The organism is Tunturiibacter gelidiferens, from assembly GCF_014201335.1.
GTDB classification, from domain to species: domain Bacteria; phylum Acidobacteriota; class Terriglobia; order Terriglobales; family Acidobacteriaceae; genus Edaphobacter; species Edaphobacter lichenicola_E.
The window spans coordinates 167,216-188,218 of sequence record NZ_JACHEB010000013.1 but is presented as its reverse complement, the minus strand read 5'-3'; the positions used below and the strand labels follow the sequence as shown (position 1 = coordinate 188,218).

Annotated in this window: 22 protein-coding genes and 4 tRNA genes; 14 read left to right on the top strand and 12 right to left on the bottom strand. The window is 58.8% G+C overall.

All coding sequences use genetic code 11. The features are described from left to right. The 6 genes from HDF14_RS22940 to HDF14_RS22915 all read right to left on the bottom strand — a co-directional run. A partial coding sequence (locus HDF14_RS22940) for a GTP-binding protein (protein WP_183769003.1) occupies nt 1–91 on the bottom strand: 91 nt, incomplete at its 3' end. Between the two features lie 106 nt (nt 92–197). After that, nucleotides 198–518 carry a hypothetical protein gene (locus HDF14_RS22935; RefSeq protein ID WP_313899670.1) on the bottom strand — a complete coding sequence of 107 codons (321 nt, stop codon included), beginning with the start codon at nt 516–518 and terminating at the stop codon, nt 198–200. Nucleotides 519–561: 43 nt separating this feature from the next. Then, nucleotides 562–636: transfer RNA gene (locus HDF14_RS22930), tRNA-Gly, on the bottom strand. Nucleotides 637–671: 35 nt separating this feature from the next. Continuing rightward, nucleotides 672–746, bottom strand: a tRNA-Thr gene (locus HDF14_RS22925). A 244-nt stretch (nt 747–990) separates the two neighbouring features. Continuing rightward, nucleotides 991–1,077 (bottom strand) — tRNA-Tyr (locus HDF14_RS22920). A 175-nt stretch (nt 1,078–1,252) separates the two neighbouring features. After that, nucleotides 1,253–1,328 (bottom strand) — tRNA-Thr (locus tag HDF14_RS22915). Nucleotides 1,329–1,569: 241 nt separating this feature from the next. On the opposite strand from HDF14_RS22915, the gene HDF14_RS22910 reads away from it, so the two are divergent. From HDF14_RS22910 to HDF14_RS22895, 4 genes are all read left to right on the top strand, one after another. Continuing rightward, on the top strand, nt 1,570–2,391 hold the full coding sequence (locus HDF14_RS22910; RefSeq protein WP_183981077.1) for a hypothetical protein: 822 nt from the start codon (nt 1,570–1,572) through the stop codon (nt 2,389–2,391). 171 nt (nt 2,392–2,562) lie between these two features. Next, the gene (locus HDF14_RS22905) at nt 2,563–3,564 is read left to right on the top strand and encodes a hypothetical protein (RefSeq protein WP_260698511.1); all 1,002 of its coding nucleotides are present in this window, start codon (nt 2,563–2,565) and stop codon (nt 3,562–3,564) included. After that, nucleotides 3,561–4,247, top strand: a complete 687-nt coding sequence (locus tag HDF14_RS22900) for a histidine phosphatase family protein (protein WP_183981075.1) — start codon at nt 3,561–3,563, stop codon at nt 4,245–4,247. The genes HDF14_RS22905 and HDF14_RS22900 overlap by 4 nt, the downstream gene beginning before the upstream one ends. After that, nucleotides 4,240–5,559 carry a PQQ-dependent sugar dehydrogenase gene (locus HDF14_RS22895; RefSeq protein ID WP_183981074.1) on the top strand — a complete coding sequence of 440 codons (1,320 nt, stop codon included), beginning with the start codon at nt 4,240–4,242 and terminating at the stop codon, nt 5,557–5,559. Before HDF14_RS22900 ends, HDF14_RS22895 begins: the two co-directional genes overlap by 8 nt. A gap of 86 nt (nt 5,560–5,645) precedes the next feature. On the opposite strand, the gene HDF14_RS22890 is transcribed toward HDF14_RS22895, so the two are convergent. Together HDF14_RS22890 and HDF14_RS22885 are read right to left on the bottom strand one after the other, a co-directional pair. Continuing rightward, entirely contained in the window at nt 5,646–7,145 is a 1,500-nt protein-coding gene (locus HDF14_RS22890; protein ID WP_183981073.1) for an HD-GYP domain-containing protein, read from the bottom strand. Between the two features lie 279 nt (nt 7,146–7,424). Beyond that, the gene (locus HDF14_RS22885; RefSeq protein ID WP_260698521.1) at nt 7,425–8,447 is read right to left on the bottom strand and encodes a M23 family metallopeptidase; all 1,023 of its coding nucleotides are present in this window, start codon (nt 8,445–8,447) and stop codon (nt 7,425–7,427) included. Nucleotides 8,448–8,699: 252 nt separating this feature from the next. Here HDF14_RS22885 and thiL point away from each other — a divergent pair, with 252 nt between their 5' ends. The 3 genes from thiL to HDF14_RS22870 are packed head-to-tail and all read left to right on the top strand — an operon-like array spanning nt 8,700 to nt 11,554. Then, a complete protein-coding gene (gene thiL / locus HDF14_RS22880) occupies nt 8,700–9,758 on the top strand; it encodes a thiamine-phosphate kinase (RefSeq protein ID WP_183981072.1) in 1,059 nt (352 codons plus the stop codon). A 45-nt stretch (nt 9,759–9,803) separates the two neighbouring features. Continuing rightward, on the top strand, nt 9,804–10,940 hold the full coding sequence (locus HDF14_RS22875) for a cystathionine gamma-lyase (RefSeq protein WP_183981071.1): 1,137 nt from the start codon (nt 9,804–9,806) through the stop codon (nt 10,938–10,940). Continuing rightward, a complete protein-coding gene (locus tag HDF14_RS22870) occupies nt 10,937–11,554 on the top strand; it encodes a hypothetical protein (protein ID WP_183981070.1) in 618 nt (205 codons plus the stop codon). Before HDF14_RS22875 ends, HDF14_RS22870 begins: the two co-directional genes overlap by 4 nt. Here the strand turns inward: HDF14_RS22870 and rsmD are convergent. Next, the gene (gene rsmD, locus HDF14_RS22865; protein ID WP_183981069.1) at nt 11,496–12,095 is read right to left on the bottom strand and encodes a 16S rRNA (guanine(966)-N(2))-methyltransferase RsmD; all 600 of its coding nucleotides are present in this window, start codon (nt 12,093–12,095) and stop codon (nt 11,496–11,498) included. The genes HDF14_RS22870 and rsmD overlap by 59 nt on opposite strands. A 61-nt stretch (nt 12,096–12,156) precedes the next feature. Between rsmD and HDF14_RS22860 the strand changes: the two genes are divergently transcribed. Further along, nucleotides 12,157–13,263: a CBS domain-containing protein gene (locus tag HDF14_RS22860; RefSeq protein ID WP_183981068.1), complete on the top strand. Its 1,107-nt coding sequence runs from the start codon at nt 12,157–12,159 to the stop codon at nt 13,261–13,263. Continuing rightward, entirely contained in the window at nt 13,263–14,147 is an 885-nt protein-coding gene (gene rsmI / locus HDF14_RS22855; protein ID WP_183981067.1) for a 16S rRNA (cytidine(1402)-2'-O)-methyltransferase, read from the top strand. The genes HDF14_RS22860 and rsmI overlap by 1 nt, the downstream gene beginning before the upstream one ends. 35 nt (nt 14,148–14,182) lie before the next feature. Here rsmI and HDF14_RS22850 read toward each other — a convergent pair whose 3' ends face one another. Then, a complete protein-coding gene (locus HDF14_RS22850) occupies nt 14,183–14,599 on the bottom strand; it encodes a hypothetical protein (protein ID WP_183981066.1) in 417 nt (138 codons plus the stop codon). Nucleotides 14,600–14,718: 119 nt separating this feature from the next. Between HDF14_RS22850 and HDF14_RS22845 the strand changes: the two genes are divergently transcribed. From HDF14_RS22845 to moeB, 4 genes are all read left to right on the top strand, one after another. After that, nucleotides 14,719–15,654, top strand: a complete 936-nt coding sequence (locus HDF14_RS22845; RefSeq protein ID WP_183981065.1) for a PLP-dependent cysteine synthase family protein — start codon at nt 14,719–14,721, stop codon at nt 15,652–15,654. Nucleotides 15,655–15,659: 5 nt separating this feature from the next. Then, the gene (locus tag HDF14_RS22840; RefSeq protein WP_183981064.1) at nt 15,660–16,163 is read left to right on the top strand and encodes a Mov34/MPN/PAD-1 family protein; all 504 of its coding nucleotides are present in this window, start codon (nt 15,660–15,662) and stop codon (nt 16,161–16,163) included. Next, entirely contained in the window at nt 16,160–16,447 is a 288-nt protein-coding gene (locus HDF14_RS26945; RefSeq protein WP_260698510.1) for a MoaD/ThiS family protein, read from the top strand. Before HDF14_RS22840 ends, HDF14_RS26945 begins: the two co-directional genes overlap by 4 nt. Before the next feature lie 81 nt (nt 16,448–16,528). Continuing rightward, nucleotides 16,529–17,752, top strand: a complete 1,224-nt coding sequence (moeB, locus tag HDF14_RS22835) for a molybdopterin-synthase adenylyltransferase MoeB (RefSeq protein WP_260698509.1) — start codon at nt 16,529–16,531, stop codon at nt 17,750–17,752. Nucleotides 17,753–17,802: 50 nt separating this feature from the next. Here moeB and HDF14_RS22830 read toward each other — a convergent pair whose 3' ends face one another. Together HDF14_RS22830 and HDF14_RS22825 are read right to left on the bottom strand one after the other, a co-directional pair. Continuing rightward, the gene (locus HDF14_RS22830) at nt 17,803–19,119 is read right to left on the bottom strand and encodes a homoserine dehydrogenase (RefSeq protein ID WP_183981063.1); all 1,317 of its coding nucleotides are present in this window, start codon (nt 19,117–19,119) and stop codon (nt 17,803–17,805) included. A 3-nt stretch (nt 19,120–19,122) separates the two neighbouring features. Further along, nucleotides 19,123–19,596: a nucleoside deaminase gene (locus HDF14_RS22825; RefSeq protein WP_183981062.1), complete on the bottom strand. Its 474-nt coding sequence runs from the start codon at nt 19,594–19,596 to the stop codon at nt 19,123–19,125. Nucleotides 19,597–19,652: 56 nt separating this feature from the next. Between HDF14_RS22825 and allB the strand changes: the two genes are divergently transcribed. After that, entirely contained in the window at nt 19,653–20,999 is a 1,347-nt protein-coding gene (gene allB, locus HDF14_RS22820) for an allantoinase AllB (RefSeq protein ID WP_183981061.1), read from the top strand. The last annotated feature ends 4 nt before the right edge of the window (nt 21,000–21,003 follow it).

Here is a 21,003-nt window from a genome sequence, read left to right as displayed (position 1 = left end):
CCGCCGTCAGCGTCGTCTTGCCATGATCGATGTGCCCGATCGTCCCGATGTTTACGTGCGGCTTTGACCGGTCAAACTTTTCCTTGCCCATGACTGCTCGTCTCCTCGTGTTGGCCGGCGCGTGCACCGGGGTTCAGGTGAATACTTCAAACGAAAACTAAAAGCGCAAAACTAAAGTTGATTGGAGAGGCTGGATCTCAGTAGTACGCGTACAACTTGAAGAACTTCTCTCGCAGCTCAGGTGCAACACGTTCCAGGCTGGCGAGATACAGTTCGCGAATCTGGCCCTGAGCGGAGTTGTCCAGCCTGCGGTACTCCGCCTCTGTTGCAGCTCCGAGACTTCCCTTGCCCAGAACCGTCTCGAAGTCGCGAATCCGCAGCTTCGAGCGCTCCAGCGACTTCAGGAACTCCACAACGCGACCGGAAGAAAAGGAGGCTTCGACTGCCGCCTTCACCGCGTTGAAGGTTTCGGGATCGGAAACTGTTAGTACAGGTTGCTGATACAGACTGCTCAACACACTCTCCTGCGATCTCTACCGCTTGACCGCGTCTACAAATCTTTGGAGCGGGAGACGGGAATCGGACCCGCGACCAACAGCTTGGAAGGCTGTGACTCTACCACTGAGTTACTCCCGCTTACCTGCAGGGACCGAGCCCTTTACTTCAAAATCTGGAGCTGACGGAGAGGCTTGAACTCTCGACCTCTCCCTTACCAAGGGAGTGCTCTACCACTGAGCTACGCCAGCATGTAAAAACCAACCTTTCAATCTTACCGCGAACGCATCCGTCCGAGTATGACACGAAAGGCAAAAAAACCTAACAGGATCCAGGTTAGCTGCTGATACTTGCCTGACTCCATTGTCTGCCAGACCGCTACCGCCAACAGCCCCAGCACAACCAGCGCAATCCACATTCTTCCGCTGCTTGCCGGACTCAGATCCACAACACTCACCAGTTACAGCAACCTTCAACAACAGCAGTACAAAATTATGGTGCACAGGGGAGGATTCGAACCTCCGTAACTCGAAGAGTGGCAGATTTACAGTCTGCTGCCATTAACCACTCGGCCACCTGTGCACATCCTGCTTGAACTCCAGCGCGCAGCCCACATCAATCGTTCAAGCCCACACTACGATTCTAAACCGCGAATCGGGCGGGTACTTACCCTTGAAGGAAGGACCAGGAGGCCTGCAGAGCCAGAACGGCAAGCAGTACAACCAAAACCATCTTTCTTTTCCTGCTGCCTGGAAACTGGAGCTGGCGAAGGGACTTGAACCCCCGACCCTCTGATTACAAATCAGATGCTCTACCAGCTGAGCTACGCCAGCCCATAACAGCAATTTGCCCTCTGTAAGCTCAGCTGCGCGACGCGCAGCATTGCCCGCGCAGAGTGCGCCGCAGACGTAACTTTAGCATAGCAGGAACCTCGGAGCAATGGCGCGGGAGCTGCGGATTTCTTCGGCTCACGAGGCCCTCCGCGAGTCCGTCCAAAACGCGATGCCATGCTAGGCTATCCGAGAATTTCTGTTTCTATCCGTTTGAATCCTGGGACCCGGTCGGACTAACTTCATGCGCTTGCTGCTTCTCCTTTCTCTCCTCTTCAGCAGTTTTCCGATCGTGGCGCAGAGTAGCGGCGATGTCCCGCAGTTGATTGAAGGCCCGCAGACCGCTGCGCCGCCGAAGACCGCCATCATGAACAATGATTCGGTAGTCAAGATGGTGAAAGCAGGGCTCGGTGACGATCTGATCATTCAAACCATCGACACGCAGCCTGGCAAGTACCTCACCGACGCCGACGCCCTCGTCGCTCTGAAGACTGCAGGTCTCTCGGACCGCGTCATCGCAGCGATGATGAACAAAAGTCGCCGTCAGATCACCAATGTGCCTGAAACGGACAAGCCTGTCGTTCTGTCCGACGTCAACGAGATCGGCGTCTATTACAAAGACCACACCGGAAAGTGGATCGCGATCGATCCTGAAATCGTCCACATCAAATCAGGCGGATTCATCAAGTCGACAGCGACCCACGGAATCATCAAGCAGGATCGCAATGGCCGCGTAAACGGCCGCGAATCGGCGCTGGCACTGAAACGTCCGATTGAGATTCTGCTCTACACACCGGAGGGGGTCGCTGCCAGCGAGTACACCTTCGTTCGATTTCGCCTCAACTCCAGCAACCGCGAGTTCCGCATCCTTACCGGCGGAGTCTTTCACTCTAGCGGTGGTGCGGATCGGGATGAGGTTCCCTTTACGCCGAAGCGAACCGCTCCACGCACCTACGAATTCACGGTCGAAGACAAAATTGCTGGCGGCGAATTCGGGATTTTGCCCCCGGGCACCGGCAACGTCACCAACGGCGGAAAAATCTACACCTTCGCCATCGTCGAGTAGCGTCACAACACGCTCACACGCCTGTTCACCAATCCAGCATCGCGGCAACTCGCTTCGTATATCCGCGATCGGGCAGAAGGATGGGCTATGCTTATTGCTTGAGGCGCTGCAGTTCGTGAATTGTATTGACTATGCTGACACTTTGCCCGACAGGCCATGTCCTTGATACGAATGCATAAGCGCACACGCTACTCTCTGCTGCTGATGCTGGCGCTGATGGCCGCGCTGGTGGTTGCACTAGTGCTGCGCAAAGCCGCTCCACCTGAAGTTGCGAGGCTTCTGCCGGAGTCCGACGCGATCGTCTACGCCAACCTGAAGCCGCTGCGCGCCGCGACCCACTTCGATCGATCGCCAATAAATCGCAGCCCCGAGTACCAGCAGTTCATCGACGCGACAGGCATCGTGCCCGAACGTGACCTCGACTCCGCCGCCTTTGCTCTGCATCGGATGGACGACCCCAGCGGACCGAACGGCCCTGTCGGCTACTCGGAGGTCTTCGAGGGCCGCTTCGACGGAGAGCGCCTCGCTCGCTATCTCGCAACGATAGCCACGGCGAAGGAAACCTACGCGGGCCACGATATCTTCACCATCCGCGTCGGCGACGAAAAAGCGGTGCGCCCCCTGCGAATCGCGCAGCTTGGCTATGACACCATCGCCGCCTCGAACATGCCTACAGTCGAGCAGATTCACTCCATCCTCGACCGGCATCGTGCTGCTGCTTCGCCGTTTTCAGGCTCGTCTCTACTGTCGGCGCGTTACCCCGATGTGCCTGCGTTCTCGAGCGCCTGGGCCCTTGGCCACATTGGTCTTCCCTTCTCTGATCGTGGCTTCGTCAGCGTCTTTGGCTTGCAACTGCCTATGCCGGAGGACACGACCTTCGTCGCAAGCCTGCGCTACCTTGGCACGATTCATCTGCGCATCGAGCAGATTGCTCCCAACGATGCCGATGCGGCTCACGCAACGGAGACTCTCAGCACGTTGCTCACTCTTTTGAAGACCGTGCAGCAGGCTCAGTCACAGATGCAGCCGCATCCCGTTACCGATGCGGCGTTTCGCGAACTGACCGACTCGACGAAGATCGAACAGCACAAAGATCGAGCTGTTCTAACCGCCAACATCCCGCTTGAACTCGTCAAGCAACTAGCAGCAAACACCCCAGATTCTCAGCCATGACCAACGACGATACTTCGCAACAACCTACCAGGATCCTGCTCGTTCGCCACGGCCAGAGTGTTGCGAATGCAGGTGGCATACCCCCAGACCACATTACAAACCCGTTAACTGAACTTGGCCACGCGCAGGCAAAGGCGTTCGCCGACGGCTTCTCCTGCGAGCCGACTTTGTTCCTCATCTCGCCCTACAACCGCGCGCAGCAGACCTCAGTCCCGCTTCGTCAGCGCTATCCGGGAGTGCCGATCGAGGAGTGGCCCATCTACGAGTTCAACTATCTGGAACCTGGACGGCTCAAGGGCACCAGCGAAGAACAGCAGATGCCGCACATTCTAAAGTTCTGGGAACAAAACGATCCCGCTCACACCGATGGGCCCGGCGCCGAATCATTCAGCGTGTTCCTAAGCCGCGTCCGCGACGTGATCACGCGACTTACACAATTGAAATCAGATGGATGTATCGTCCTCTTCACGCACGGCTTCTTTATGCAAGCCGTGCGCATCCTCCTGCTATTCCCCGGCGCAAACGATCAGCAGCTGATATCAAACTTTCGGCGCTTTCATTTCGTCAACTTCATAGAAAACCTCGAAGCGGTTGAGCTCGAGGTCGTCAACGGTCAACTTCGAATGGTCGGGCAACAGCATCTAACCACTTTTACGCTCCAAGGAGAATCGCCTCATGCATAGCTCTACTCCCTCCGTTCTTCGAGTCCTGGCTCTGGCCTCCATGGTGTCGATACTGCCATCCTCTGCGTTCGCGCAATCTGGCGCAGTCATCACCGGGCAGGCAGCCTTCGCCGACTACACGCAGGAGCACCCCGGCGTCCGCCGCAAGATCACCCTCGCCGACCTGCCCGAGCCGAAGCAGGACGAGTCGGTCGACAATGGACCCAGCGTCGTCCCGCGTCCCGAGGGCGCATGGCCCGTCGCACCCGCAGGCTTCAAGGTTGAGATGTACGCACAGGGCTTCACTGAGCCGCGCCTGATCCGCACCGCACCCAATGGCGATCTCTTTCTCGCCGACAGCAAGGCCGGCCAGGTGAAGGTGCTGCGAGGCGTCGGATCTGACGGCAAGGTCACAACAACTGAGGTCTTCGCGACTGGGCTCGATCACCCCTTCGGCATCGCCTTCTATCCGCTCGGCGAGCATCCCAAGTGGGTCTACATCGCCAACACGACCAGCGTCGTCCGCTTCGCTTACAAGGAAGGCGATATGAAGGCCAGTGCCGCGCCTGAGGCGATTGTGCCGGTGCTGCCAGGTTACGCGCAGCTTCGCGGCGGCGGCCACTGGACTCGCGACGTCGCCTTCTCGCAGGACGGCAAGCGGATGTTAATCTCCGTCGGTTCAGCCTCGAACGCCGACGATCCCGACACCCATCCCGGCGAGTTCCACCGCGCCGATGTTCTTGAGTTTTCTCCAGAAGGCAAGTTCGTCAAGATCTTTGCCAGCGGCATTCGCAACTGCGTTGGCGAAGCGATCAACCCGACCACGGGCCAGCTTTGGTGCTCCACCAACGAGCGTGACCGCCTCGGCGACAACCTTGTCCCCGACTACATCACCAGCGTGAAGGAGGACGGCTTCTACGGCTGGCCCTGGTACTACATGGGTGGTCATCAGGACCCGCGCCTGGTCGGTACACACCCGGAGTTGAAGGACAAAGTCATCACACCCGACGTCCTCCTGCAGTCGCACTTTGCATCGCTTGAGCTCGCCTTCTACACCGGGAAGCAGTTCCCCTCCTCGTACGATGGCGATGGTTTCGCGGCCGAGCACGGCTCCTGGAACCGCGCCCACCGCTCCGGCTATGAAGTCATCCGCATCCCCATGCACGACGGCCATGCAACCGGCGAGTACGAGGACTTCCTGACCGGTTTTGTTACCTCAGATGGAAAGGTCTGGGGCCGGCCCGTTGGTGTGACCGTGGCGAAAGATGGTTCGCTCTTTGTCACTGACGACGGCTCAAAGACGATCTGGCACGTCAGCTATACCGGCAAGTAACTCGTCTCGGCCCAAAAACATAAAACAAAAACGGCCGAGATGCTCGGCCGTTCTTTTGTTTTGTAGGGCTCCTCTAAGCTGTTGTGTCAGAGAGCACTCTCAAAAGCTGTGTTTTTGAAACCCGCATTCTTAAACGGATACCCCAGAGGCGAGCCTGCAACTACTACCGTTGGCGCAGAGATGGCCTCTCGCTGGCCCGCGACCACTGAAATCAGCGCCTCGAAGCAGCTTTCATCCAGCTGTGTTGGGATCAGCTTCGACATGATCGACAGAGTCTCATCAAGCTCGATGCCGGCGCGATACGGACGATCCTCCGAGAGCGCCGCGTATACATCCGCAACGGCAACGATGCGCGACTCGGTCGAGAGATCAGGCGCTTTCAGGTGATCAGGATAGCCCGAGCCGTCGAGCTTCTCATGATGTTCGCCTGCGATAACAGCCATCTCGCGGAAGGGCGCAATCCGCTCAAGGATGCGTCGCGTGATGCGCGGATGCTCGTAGACTGTCTTCCACTCCTGCGGGCTCAACTGGCTCTTTTTGTCGAGGATCGCATTCGCTACGCCCAGCTTGCCGATGTCGTGCAGCAGGGCGGCTCTCCGAACCAGCTGCGCGCGATCTCTGGAGAGTCCCATCGCCTGCGCTATGCCGAAGGCGGCATCCGCGACGCCCTGCGAGTGACTGTAAGTGAAGTGAGACTTGGCATCGACCACATCCGCGAATGCCTCGCAGATCCGATCGATTTGATTTGGTTCCAGCTGATGCCGCATGCCCGAATCAAGGTCGAGAACAGCCTGTCGCGTATCCTGCTCGGCGTCAGCAGGAGAGCAGTTGTTCCACAAAATCCCGCGACGGTGCAAGGAACGAGCCATACGGACGAGCTCCGGATCGAACCAGGTGCCGCTGCGCTGATCGAGCGTATCAATCGCACTCTGCATCCCACTGGTCGCAGAGGTAAAGTCAAGGTGTTGTGCCACGGAGCAGATGCGGGCTAGCAGTGGAATCTGCTCTCCCTTAAGACTGTCCGGATAACCGCTTCCATCCCAACGCTCTTCGACACTGCGTACGGCGTCGGCTGCAATCTGATCCATGCCGAGTTTATTAAGAATGGCGGCTCCCCGATCATTCCGGAGGCTGCTCAGAACAGAGATGTTCTGGTGACGCGCGACGCCGTTCCTGACAAATCTCGCTGCTCTCGCTACAGGGCCTGCTTCGGGAAGAACGTTGTTCCAAAGCAACTTCAGAGTGGAAAGACTTGGCTTATGCGGCCTGGTCCAATCCTCTGAATTCAAAACCGACTTCGCGACTGAGTCTTCTCCGCCTATCACCTGGCTCATGCGCCTGGCATTGCGGCTGCAGCCGATATCTTTGAGAAGAAGTGCAAAGTAGAGGCTGCCGGTCTGCTCCGACGGCAGCTTCGCCTCTTCGGCGATGCGCATGCCCAGCAGGCAGCTACGCAGAGCGTGCCCATGCAGTGCGCCTTCGGTCAGGTCTAGCGCATAGGAGAATGCCGAAATAATCTCTGACAGTGAGATGGATCCGTCGAGGCCCTGCGTGTCACGTCGAAAAGCAGCCGAGGTTTGAATCATGTATGTCTCGCTCTTTCGTGGAGCCAGATTGGATTCGCTTCTTTGATCCCAAGGCTGACTGGCGCGATTCGTTGCAGCACTTCAATCTTCATCGGTGACTATATCGGCGGCGACGGGGGAGTGGGTATTACCCAAATGGTGCATAGCCCAGTAGAAGAAACAACTTTCCCAATACGGGAATGGACTCTGGACTGCCCCGCCTACTCTGCCGAACTCCCGGACACAAAAAACGGCAGACCCGATAACTTGCATCTGGTCTGCCGTCTTGAATTCTTGAAACTACTGGCCCTTGGTTACTGTCTCAGTGCCCAGGTCTGCCAGCGTCGTCCGCAGATATTTATGGGGATTCACCGGTGTATTCCTTATGCGGACCTCGTAGTGCAGATGCGAGCCGGTCGTGCGTCCACTGTGGCCGACGTAGCCGATCACCTGACCGCGGACCACCGTCTGCCCTGCGATGCACGCAAAGCCGGACATGTGTCCGTAGACCGTCTCGACTCCGTGCCCATGGTCGATGACGACCTCTCGGCCGTAGCCGTTTGACATCTCTGCGAGCTGAACGATGCCGTCGCCAGTTGCGCGAATCGGTACCCCATTCGGAGCGCTGATATCGATTCCCGTGTGGAACTCGCCTTCGCCGTTACCGAGGATTGGATCTTCGCGCTGGCCAAAGCTGCTTGTGATGGGCCCCATGATCGGCCAGAGCGTCGGAACATACGACGCAACTTCCAGGGTGTCAGCTCCCAGCAGGTCGGTGGGGAGATACCCCGGCCCATTGAGACTCGAGATCGCCCGAGTCGCCGTACCGCTCATCGCGGACCTGCGAAGCGAGTAGAAGGCGTCGATGGACTTGTAGTAAGCCTGCTCCGAGTTATCCGGTGAGTCGGAGGTCCCAGCTAGCGGCGTTGTCGCGATCGCTTCGGCTACTCCCGAAGATTTGGCGTGATGCTTGTCAGTGAGCCTGCCCATGGGCGAAGCCAGTTTGCTCGCCGTCAGACCGTACAGAACGGAAACCTCGCTTGCCAGAGAGCCCAGCGAAGCTGCCTGAATGTCCTTCTCATGCGCGGCCTTCTCAAGGTGCGCATAGTCTTTTTGCAGAGAGTTGTGGTCTTCCCGCAGCTGGTTGAACCGGGCGGTTTTGATCAGCATCCGTGAATACGAACCAGCCAGGCCGGTAATGGTAAACATGCCGATAACCGCGGCTGCCACAAACATATATGCGTAATGTAACGGGACCGGAACCTTATTGAGGTTGCCCTCTTCGTCGCGGCTGACCAGCATGATGTAATAACGTTTTTTCAGCTTCAATCAAAATCCCTGGCCCAGATTTGACCGCGAAGCGAAACCGCGGCTCGGAGAGTTTGCAATCGGAAGAATCATGCTTGGCGAATCGACTTCTCGAATCGCCATTCCTGATTGGTCGTCTCTCTTGAGCGTCCTCTTAGAGGGTACCAAACCAGTTACCCGCTGTGCAAACGAGCATAGTCGAGATCTTCGGCCTGTAACTCCCACAAAAGAGTCACATTTGCGCTTTACGGTTATGCTGCCATTAGCATGAAAAAACCCTCCCTACCCTCCAGCGAATTAGGTCTCATCGAGCAAATCCAGCGCGACTTCGGTACGAGCAGCAGCGCGGTAAAGCTCGGCATCGGTGACGATTGCGGAATTCTTCGCCCTCCCGCCGGATGTGAAGTACTTGTCACCACGGACCTTACGCTCGAGGGTCGACACTTTCGCCGAGACTCCCATCCACCCGAGTCCGTTGGCCATCGCTGCCTTGCGCGCGGCCTAAGCGACCTTGCCGCAATGGGCGCGACCCCACTGGCTGCCTTCCTCTCCCTTGCGCTCCCCTCCACCATGCTCACTACAGCCGCAGGCCAGACGTGGACGGCGAAATTCTTCAACGGCCTCCGCGCGCTGGCTGAGTTGCACAGCGTGCCTCTTGCGGGCGGGGACACCTCGGAGTCGTCCGGCGGCAAGAATGCCCTCATCCTGGCTGACATCGTTCTCATCGGATATGCACCAAAGGGTAAGGCGCTGCGACGCTCGGGAGCCTTTGCCGGAGATGCTCTGTACGTAACCGGCCAACTAGGCGGTGCCGCAGCAGAATTAGCCGGCATGCTTGGCCGAAGAAAACGTATCGCCACCGTAAAAACCACCGAAGACCATCCGCACCTGTTTCCCGAACCACGTCTCGACGTCGGCGAGGCCCTTCTCCGGCGAGGCGTTGCCACTGCATGCATCGACATCAGCGACGGTCTTTCAAGCGACCTGACTCACCTCTGCCGTGCCTCCGGAGTGAACGCAGAGATCGAGCAGGAGGCGCTGCCCATCCATCCGCTTGCTGCCAAACTCGATGCAAAATCTGCCCTACACGCGGCCTTGCACGGTGGCGAGGACTACGAGTTACTCTTCACCGCGCCCTCCTCGGCACGCATGCCAACCTCGCTCGCAGGCGTGCCGCTAACTCGAATTGGAACCCTCAAACCTCGTCGCTCCGGTCAGCCTCTTATGACGCTGCTCGCACCGGGCAACGGCCCTGCAGAGTTGAAACCAGGCGGCTGGGAGCACTTCGCCAAACCCTCCCGGCACGCGAAAAAGAAAACACGCTGAGTTTGCTACCATCAATCGGTTCAACCCAATCTCGACCTCGAAGCTATGCGCGACGCCACCAAAATCATTCGTTCCACGCTGAGCCACACCGTCCCCGGCGAGCCCCTTAGCGCGGGACCGGTCTTCGCCGCGCCGTACCATACGCCCGGCGACTCATCGGACACTCCCTACACCTACGCTCGCTCACACAATCCGACCTGGACCGCGCTCGAGAACGCCATCGGCCAGATGGAGTCTGGGCAGCTCCCCTCAGGCGAAAGCTACACGGCAAGCGCGCTTGTCTTCGCATCCGGCATGGCCGCGTGCGCAGCGGTCTTTGGAACAATCCTGCGACCAGGCGATGTGGTCGTCCTCCCCTCGAACGCCTACTACACGGCTCGCAACCTGCTGCAGGAGCACTTCGCTCCCATAGGCGTCACGCTGCGCATGTCTCCCACCGCCGGAAACGCACAAGCCGAGTTGCTGGAGGGCGCGCGGCTGCTGTGGATCGAGTCGCCGAGCAATCCCGGCATGGAGATCTGCGACATCGCCCTGTTGAGCGAAGCGGCGCACCGTGCAGGCGCTCTGGTTGCAGTAGACAACACCACGCCAACACCCTTGGGACAGCTTCCTTTAGCTCTCGGTGCAGATTTTTCCGTCGCCTCAGATTCAAAATCGATGACCGGTCACAGCGACCTTCTCTTGGGTCACGTTGCGGTGCGCGACCTGGAGCTACGGGCAAAGATCGACCAGTGGCGCACCCTGACCGGCGCAGCCCTGGGCCCGATGGAAGCATGGCTCGCGCTACGTTCGATCGCGACACTCCCTCTGCGCCTCGAGCGCTCCTGCGAGAACGCGCAACGCATCGCCGAACTCCTCACGACAAGGAAAGAAGTAATAAGCGTGCTGTACGCCGGCCTGCCGTCGCACCCAGGCCATGAGATCGCGAAGAAGCAGATGCGCTACTTCGGACCAGTCTTGAGCTTTGTCCTGCGAGATAAAACCGCCGCGGAAACCTTTCTCTCCAAGTCGATGTTGCTAACCGACGCGACCAGCTTCGGCGGTGTGACGACAACAGCAGAGCGTCGAGCGAAGTGGGGTGGAGACGTGATCCCCGATGGCTTCATCCGCATGAGCGCCGGCTGCGAAGCCATCGAAGACTTGATCGAAGATATAGCGCAGGCACTGGACGTTGTCCCATGAAGCTCGATCAACCGCCAGATGAGACCGAACAATTTTCTCACCACTGGAGCGTCGAAATACTGAAGACGCCTCCTCTGATCGCGCCTGCTCGACAGTTTATCTACCCGCAGCAGATCGCAGGCGAAGAAGACGCCCTTGCTCGAGGCGCGTTGCAGTTGATGGTTCATCCCTCTAGTGGAGGGACGTTTCTCGCGACCTGCGCTCTCGGATTTACAGACCCCACGATGCCAACCGGCGTCTTTGCCTGCCCCGATCCACGGGAGATATGCGCAGTGGCCGGCGGCTACGCCTATGTGTTCGATACGACACAGCCCGACTATTGCACTCATGTCGCAATGAAACCAGTAGTCGAAGTGCGCCCGCTCGCGCCGCAAAAACTCCTGCTCTTCGTCGGCTTTCACTCAATCATCGCCTGGGGTACAAGCGGCACAGCGTGGGAGACGGCTCGCCTGAGTTGGGAGGGCGTGCGTATTACAAGCGTTGAAGCAGACACATTGCACGGCATGGGATGGAACCTGCTAACCGACCGCGAGGTCGCCTTCGAAGTCGATCTGCTTACTGGCCACCATCAGGGGGGCGGGTTTTCTCAGCCGCCGCAGGGGCAAAAAAGCTGAGCGCGGCATCGCCCTGCTTCAAAAGCCGAGTATGTTCGAGCACGCCGTAGCGCTCCGCCAGCTTCGCCTTGCTACTGTGTTCGGCGATGACCACAGCATCTGCGCTCAAGATCGCACGACCCCGCACACTTCCAAAAAAATTGAGCGTCCCCGAGTATTCGTCCTCAGCCTCGTACGGCGGGTCGAGATAAACCACATCGACCGGCTGCGTCAGTTTGCCAAGACGCTGCAATATCGCACCGACGCCGCGGTCCTCCAGGGTGAAGCCGCGACTGATCTTCAGAGCAGCAAGATTGTGTCGCAGCGAAGCCAGTGCGGGTTCAGCATTTTCCGCAAACCAAACGTGTTCCGCCCCCCGACTGATCGCTTCAATCCCAACCGCACCCGTACCGGCGTAGAGGTCGACGAAGCGGCAACCCTCAAGGCGCGACGCAAGAATATTAAAGATCGTCTCGCGCAGACGATCACTAGTAGGACGAGTTTGTAGACCACGCGGGGCGGCGAGTTGGCGAGACCGGTAAGTACCTGCAATAACGCGCATCTTCATCATGGTAAGCCGTCGGAACCCGGAATGCTAAACCACTGCGCATACAATGAAGGACATGCGTGGGTGGTCTTTTCCGATCGGTAGATTTCTCGGCGTGGATGTCCGCATCCACACCTTCTTCCTCCTCATCCTTGGGTTGTCGATCAGCTATGCCTCGATGACCGGCTCAACAGGTGGCCGGGGATTTGCGCTCTGGCTGCTACTGCTGCTCGCAGTGGTCGTTCGCGAAGTAGCCCGCGCCATCGGGGCAGCGTGGTTAGGGCTCGACATTCGCAGCGTGCTTCTACTGCCCGTGGGCGGCCTGATGAGTTACGCGAGCACCGAAGCCACAGAGAAAGCCTCGACGCCCGAGATGCAGAAACGCATGGCCGTGATTGGACCCACAGCAAATATCGGATTCGGCCTGCTCCTGGCCGCAATAACCCTGACGATTGCGCCTGAGGTTAGCCTCTTCGAGCGTCCGTGGATGTCACCCCTCCACCTATTACGGGCTGCGATGTGGATGAATATCCTGCTCGGCGTCGTCAATCTTTTGCCTGCCTCCCCGCTCGACGGAGGACGTGTCTTTCGCGGCGAGTTTGCCAAGACCAAAGGCGTCATGAAGAGTTCCCGAGCCGCAGCGGGACTCGGTCAGTTCATCGCCATCGCACTCATCGTCGCGGGCCTGCTTGGGCCAAATATGTGGCTCGTCATGATCGGCGCCTTCCTCATGATTGGCGCGCATATGGAAGACCAGGGCCTCCTGCTGCAAACGGATGTGGACGCCGTCCGGATGCGCGACGTGATGCTGACACAGTTCAGCATGCTCTCCGCCTCGGACACCCTTGAAGACGCGCTTCAGCGTTCGGTCCACACCCTGCAGGACGTCTTCCCCGTCGTCCGCGGAGCGAACCTCGTCGGCGCGGTCTCGCGCCAGAGCATCGTCGATGCACTGCAAAGCGACGGTAACGGCTACGTCCAAGGCGTCATGACGCGCTCCTTCCAGACTGCACAACCCGACGATTCCCTCGTGAAGACCCTGCGTCGCATCATGGCCGGTCAGGGCGCACAGATGGTTCCCGTCCTCGAGGGTGACCGCATCGTCGGCATTATCACTCCCCAAAATCTCGCGCTTTCCATGGGAATGCTGAACCAGCGCCGCAAACTGCGGCAGACAGAGTAATGTCCGCGAACCAAGACAAAGACGACCGGCCCCTCGCACCGGGACTCTATCTCGTAGCTACACCCATCGGCAACCTCGAAGACATCACTCTGCGTGCGCTGCGAGTGCTGCGCCAGGCAGACCGCATCGGCTGCGAAGACACCCGGCAGACGCAGAAGCTGCTCAACCACTTTGAGATCCGCACACCCACCGTGAGCTATCACATGCACAACGAAGGCTCGCGCACAGAAGAACTTATAGCAGAGCTAAAAAATGGCGCACGCATCGCCATAGTAAGCGACGCCGGAACTCCCGGCATAGCCGATCCCGGTGGCCAGATCGTCGCTGCGGCCCTCACTGCCGGAGTCGATGTCTTCCCGATTCCCGGCGCAAACGCCGCAATCAGCGGAGTGATCGCAAGCGGCCTTACGACCGAGCGATTCACCTTCCACGGCTTCCTCCCCGCCAAAGCGGGTCAGCGCAAGACCGCGCTCGAAGAACTTGCACGAGACGACGGAACGCACATCTTTTACGAAGCCCCCCACCGCATCCTCGACACGCTTGCAGATGTCGAGGCCGTCTTCGGTCCAGAGCAGCACGTCGTCATTGCGCGCGAGCTAACAAAAATCCATGAAGAGTTCTTGAGAGGATCGGCCGCCGGCATTCGGTCACAGTTGGCATCTCGCGCCAGCGTCCGCGGAGAGATCGTGCTGATGCTCACGCCTACGCCAACAGAAAGCGCCTCCGAAGACAAGAAGACAACTCTGGCCGCCGAGGTGGCAGCCTTGATGAAATCAGAAGCAATCAGCGAAATGGACGCCCTCAAACGTGTCGCTCGCGAACGTGGCATCGGCAAAAGCGAAGCCTATCGCGAGTTACAGCGCGAGCAGAACCGGCGCCGCTAAGCCGCTTCCCTGCCGCGGCCTATTAGCGGATAGACTTAGTCGTCCCGTCCCTCGACGCGATCGTAGTGATAGACGTTGCTTGTCGTCCCCAACGCCTGGTTATACAGGCTCGTCTTTCCAATCGCTTCGTTCAGCTCTTCCGTAAACTCGTGAATTGAGCGCAGATGATCCGCCATCGCCGGAATTTCAAGTTTGCTGGTCCGGAGAAACTTCTGGTAGCCCCGGTCGAGCACGCGTGCGATCTCGCCGTTCAGCAGCCAGCCTGGGCGGGACAGTATCTCCACGGTGCCGTCCGGTGACGCAGCAATCTCCGCCGCGCAGCCGTATTTCCTTACCTGCACAGCATTTGGCGTTCGCTTTGCACCCTCCTGAGCAGGGGCAACATCGAATCTCTGGCCACCGAGAAGGCCGAGAACATCATTGAAGCTTCGTACTGGGATCTTTTTCGCCATAAGTGCAATACGTTAGACTCGATTAACTGTCGCACATCCGCCGAAGTCCTTCAATCGGCACGGTGCGAACGCTTCAAATGAATCAAATGACACCATGAAGATCTGAAGATGGAAGCCGCATGATTACCACCCTCAAACCGTTTGGAACAAGCATCCTCGAGCGCGTCGGCAACACGCCGCTGGTGCGGTTCGAGCGCCTAGGCGCCCATCTGCCCGGCATCCAGATACTTGGGAAGGCCGAATGGGCCAACCCCGGCGGCTCCGTCAAAGATCGTGCAGCCTCTGCCATCGTCGCCGACGCACAGCGTAGAGGTCTCCTTACCGACAGCCGTGGCCTGCTGGACGCCACCAGCGGCAACACCGGCATTGCCTACGCCATGCTGGGCGCAGCGTTGGGGTTCCGGGTCACCCTCTGCATGCCATCGAATGTCTCCCCCGAGCGCAAGCGCTATCTCGCCGCATACGGAGCAGAAGTCCTCTGGACCGACCCTGCCAACGGCTCCGACGGAGCGATCCGTAAAGCTCGCGAACTCGCCGCGGCAGAGCCAGATAAATATTTCTACGCCGACCAGTACTCGAATGACGAGAACTGGAAGGCGCACTACCGCACCACCGCAAACGAGATATGGGAGCAGACCGAAGGCCAGATCACCCACTTCGTCGCAGGCCTCGGGACCAGCGGTACGTTCATGGGCACAACGCGCCGCCTGAAAGAATTGAACCCATCGATCCGATGCATCTCCATGCAGCCGGACTCGCCCTTCAACGGCCTCGAAGGCCTCAAGCACATGGCAACCGCCATCGTCCCGCGCATCTATGACCCCTCCCTCGCCGACGCGAACATCGAAATACCAACCGAAACCGCGTACAGCATGGTGAAAAATCTCGGTCGCAACCAGGGCTTGCTGGTAGGCATCTCAGCCGCAGCCGCCGTCGCAGCCTCTCTCAAGATCGGCGAAGAAGAGGCCCGCTTTGGCCGCGAGGCAGTCATCGTCACCATCCTTTGCGATTCGGCAGAAAAATACATGAGCGAACGCTTCTGGCAGGAGGAGTAATACAGATGCTTCGCATCCACTACGCTGACTACGAGGCCCTGCGCACGCACGGTGAGGAGACCTATCCGAACGAGTGCTGCGGCGTCCTGCTCGGCAAGAACATCGCCGATGAGGGCAATGGCGCCGAGGCAGTCAACCACGTGCAGCAGATCGTTCGCGCCGGCAACACCCGCACCGATTCCGCTCACAACCGCTATAACATCGCCCCGCAGGAGCTCGTAAAGATCCAGCGGCAGGCACGCGGTTTGGGCCTGGACATCGTCGGCTTCTACCACTCTCATCCGGACCACCCGGCGCAGTGGTCGAAGACCGACTTCGCCGAAGCCCACTGGCTGGGCTGCTCCTACGTCATCACCAGCGTCGAACAGGGCAAAGCTGCACTGACGAACTCCTTCCTGCTAAGCGGAACAACAGAAGAAGATAAAACATTCGAGGACGAACCCATTCAGATAGACATCGCCCCCAACGTCGCCGAAGCAGCGGCGCAAACCCAGAAAGGTCAGGCATGAACATTCACATCCCCACCCCGCTGCGCGCCTACACCGGAGGACTCGAAACCGTCAGCGTCGCGGGAACCACCGTCAGCAGCGTGTTTCAGCAGCTCACCGTCCAATACCCCGAACTCAAACCGCACCTGTTTACCCCCGAAGGCAAGCTCCGTTCGTTCGTGAACGTCTACCTGAACGACGACGATATCCGCTATCTCCCCAACAAGGAAGAGACCGCGGCAAACGATTCTGATGAGCTCACCATCATTCCCTCCATCGCCGGGGGAACGAGCTGTCGACTCTAAAATTTTCCTATTTGTAACCGTCAAGGCGGTTTTATGAAGTGAAGATTTTGACGCCCTCCAAGTGAGGCAGAGGAAAAGAAAATGCCAACAGCAATCGAAGAGACTGTAGAACTCCCAAAGCTCTCCAATGACGAGATCGCCCGCTACTCCCGTCACCTGATACTGCCCGAAGTAGGAATGGAAGGCCAGCAGAAGCTCAAAGCCGCGAAGGTACTCTGCGTCGGCACCGGCGGTCTTGGCGCACCCCTCGCACTTTATCTCGCTGCCGCAGGCGTCGGCACCATCGGCCTCGTCGACTTCGACACCGTCGACGCCAGCAACTTGCAGCGCCAGATCATCCACTCCACCGCAACCGTCGGCAAGCTCAAGGTCGATTCCGCCGAGATCATGCTCAAGGGCCTGAATCCCACGGTCAAAGTAATCAAGCACAACACCATGCTCACCAGCGCCAACGCGCTCGAGATTCTGAAGGACTACGACGTCATCGCCGACGGCACCGACAACTTCCAGACCCGCTACCTCGTCAACGACGCCTGCGTACTGCTGAATAAGCCCAACGCCTACGGCTCAATCTTCCGCTTTGAAGGCCAGGCCAGCGTCTTCGGCACAAAAGAAGGCCCCTGCTACCGCTGCCTCTACCCTGAGCCGCCACCGCCGGGCTTGGTCCCCTCCTGCGCTGAAGGTGGCGTCCTCGGCATTCTTCCCGGCCTTGTTGGGGTCATCCAGGCGACCGAGACCATCAAGCTCATTCTCGGCATCGGCGAGCCACTCATCGGCCGGTTGCTCCTGGTCGACGCTCTCGGCATGAGCTTCCGCACCCTGAAGCTGCGCAAAAATCCGGAGTGCCCCGTCTGCGGCCCCAATCCGACCGTAACCGAACTGATCGACTACGACCAGTTCTGCGGCATCACGCCGCCGAGCGAAGTCGGTCCCCTCGAAGTCGCCCGCGACAAGGCTGTCACCGACCTTCCCGTCGTCGATGGCATCCCACAAATCTCAGTTCAGGAACTCAAACGCAAGCTCGATGCCAAGGAAGACGTCTTCGTCCTGGACGTTCGCGAGCCACACGAGTACAAGATCGTAAATCTCGGCGCCCCACTTATTCCCGTCGGCGAGATCGCTCTTCGCACCGCTGAACTAGCTGACAAGAAGGACAGCGAAATCGTAGTCCACTGCAAGTCCGGCGCTCGCAGTCAACGAGCCGCACTCGCTCTCAAACAGGCTGGATTTACGAACGTATCGAACCTCACTGGCGGAATCCTCGCCTGGGCAGACAAGATCGACCCTTCCCTGCCAAAGTACTAAACCCACACCAGCAACGCGACAAGGCGGCGCACTCACTCTGCGCCGCTTTTTCATTCTGCCTTGTCTTCGACCTCAAGCATCTGTAGGCACAACGGCTTCTCCAGCATGCAATCCATACGAGCAACCGAAGCCAATGCACGCTCAATGGTCGAGCTCAGGCACGGCTCGGTCGTCACTACAAATGGCAGTCGATGCTTCGGGTACCCGCGCCGTTGCAGCAGCGAATCAATATTCGCCCCAACCTTCGAAAGAGCACCCGAAATCGCAGAGACAATCCCAGGCTTGTCATCAACGACAAACCGCAGATAGTGCGGCGCAAAAAAATCACCTGTCACCTCGCGTCTTCGCAATGGCAGCTCCACGCTCTTACAACCCTGAGCCACGGCCAACAGATCGGACACCACCGCGACCGCCGTTGGCTCCCCGCCTGCACCATGCCCCGAGAAAACAACATCTCCGCCGAATCTCCCACTCACGACCACCATATTCTGCGTCCCATGCGACCACGCCATAGGCGAAGCCAGCGGCACCAGCATCGGCGCCACGCGCGCATGCACGAGCTTCCCATCTAGCTCCGCTCGGGAAACCTGGCGAATCGTGCAGTTCAGTTCTTTCGCATAAGAAAAATCGATCGCCTCAATCGCCGAAATCGTCTGCATCGCCACCGCATCCGGGTCCAGTTCAGCGTGCATCGCAATGCGCGACAAGATGCAAAGCTTCGCACGCGCATCATACCCATCGACATCAGCCGCCGGATCAACCTCCGCATACCCAAGCTGCTGTGCATCAGCCAGAACGGTGCTGTAATCCGCTCCAGCTTCCATGCGGCTAAGAATGTAATTGCACGTACCATTGACGATGCCGCTCAGCCGCGTCACCTGATCGCCACACAACCCCTGCAACATCCCGGGAATCACCGGCACACCACCCGCGACCGCCGCACCGTGCAGCAGATGAACGTTGTGCTTCTCGGCGAGCTTCGCCAGGCCGGTCCCTCGGTAAGCGATAAGCTGCTTATTCGCCGTAACTACAGACGTACCCGCCGTGAGAGCTTTGCGCAACCACCCTTCCACCGGATTGAGGCCACCCATCAATTCAACAACAACATCAACATCCGACCGCAGAATCACATCGATGCTATCGGTCCACACAACTGAAGCCGGTACGGCCTTCGCGGCTGCCGAGCTACGCTTCCGATCCACATTGCGATTGAAGATATGCGTCAGCTCGACACCCTGAAATCTCGACGCAGCAAGCACCCGTGCTACCGCCCCTCCGACGGTGCCGAATCCGAGCAGCGCAACCTTCACACCAGAATTCGCTCTATTTTTTTTGACCGCAGCTCTCTTCGTTTGCTTTATCGCCATGTCTTAGTAATCGATTCTGCCGACGCGCTCACGCCAGGCCTCAAAGCTCGAAATCGCCTCCTCAGGCAGAAGTCTCACCGCCGGGATCTTGCGCTGGTCGAGCGGCAGCTTCATCTCTTCATAAAGAAAAGCGTCGTCAAATCCGGCCGCTGCAGCATCGGCTGCGCAACCGCCGTAAAAAATCGCCTCACATCGCGCCCAGTAGATTGCCGCAAGACACATCGGACAAGGCTCGCAGCTCGTATAGATATGGCAGCCAACAAGCTGAAAGCTCTCGAGTGCCGCACACGCGTTTCGGATTGCTACAATCTCGCCATGCGCTGTCGGATCATTGGTCGCGGTAACGAGATTCGCGCCAGTCGCAATGATCTCGCCGCCCCGCACAATCACCGCGCCGAACGGCCCTCCGCGACCGGACCGAACGTTCTCCGTCGCCAGCGCAATCGCTTTCTGCATGAAGATTGGGTTGCCCTGCATTCGGCTCGGTATCCTTAGGTCACAATTTTGTGGCGGAAGTGACGGAATATCAAATTATGGCACATGCCTTTCTCTCAAAACGCATCGTCACTCCACAGGGGACGCAACCGGGCGCGCTTCTCGTAGAAGATGGAAGGATACGCGCCGTCTGCCACCCATCCGAGGTGCCAGCCGACGCCATTATTAACGACTGCGGCAACGACGCTCTGCTCCCCGGACTGGTCGACACCCACGTCCACATCAACCAACCGGGTCGCACCGAATGGGAGGGTTTCCGCACCGCAACACGTGCTGCCGCCGCCGGAGGATACACCGCCCTCATCGACATGCCGCTAAACTGTCTTCCCGAAACCACAACAGTCGCCGCACTCGAGCAGAAGCGCGACGCTGCAAAGGGAGAGTGTTTCATCGACTGGGCCACCTGGGGAGGAGCCGTTGCAAACAATCAGCAACAAATCCTTCCTCTGGCCGACGCTGGTGTACTCGGCTTCAAATGTTTTCTCATCTACCCCGGCTGCGACGGCTTCACCATGATCGACCAACAGCAGTTGGAAGCCGCACTCCCATCCATCGCGCAGTCTGGCCTCCCCCTCCTTGTCCATGCCGAACTCGCCGGCCCTATCGACGCAGCAACCCAGCGATTGGCCAACGCAGACTGGCGAAGATACGAGACCTACCTCGCGTCTCGCCCGGACGAAGCTGAACTCCAGGCCATCCGCCTGATGATTCGTCTCTGCCGCCAGTACAGCTTTCGCCTGCACATCGTTCATCTCTCCACCGCGCTCGCTCTCTCCGAACTGAAAGCTGCACGCCGCGAAGGCCTTCCCCTCACCGTCGAGACCTGCCCACACTATCTGCACTTCGCCGCCGAAGATATCCCAGACGGCGCAACTCTACTCAAGTGCGCACCTCCAATCCGCAGCAAAGAAAACCAGCGCGCCCTCTGGCGCGGCCTGCACGACGGAACCATCGACATGATCGTCACGGACCACTCGCCCTGCCCGCCCGCGATGAAGCGCATCGATACTGGCCGCTTCGATCAAGCCTGGGGCGGCATCGCCAGCCTTCCTCTCGCCCTTTCGATCATCCACACCGACTCCTCTCATCGCGGCGGCACGCTCGAAGACATCACCCGCTGGATGAGCACTGCACCAGCCGCACTCGCCGGCCTCGCCCATCGAGCAGGGTCTCTCCAATCAGGCCGCGACGCAAACTTCATCATCTTCGACACCGAAACAGAGTTCGCCGTCACTCCTAACAAACTGCACTACCGCCATGCCATCTCACCGTACATGGGCGAAACTCTGCGCGGCGCTGTTAAAGCTACCTACCTGCGCGGAGAACCGGCATACCGCGACGGCATCTTCGCTCCCACGCCTTCAGGCCGGGAGGTCAAGTTATAGTAGG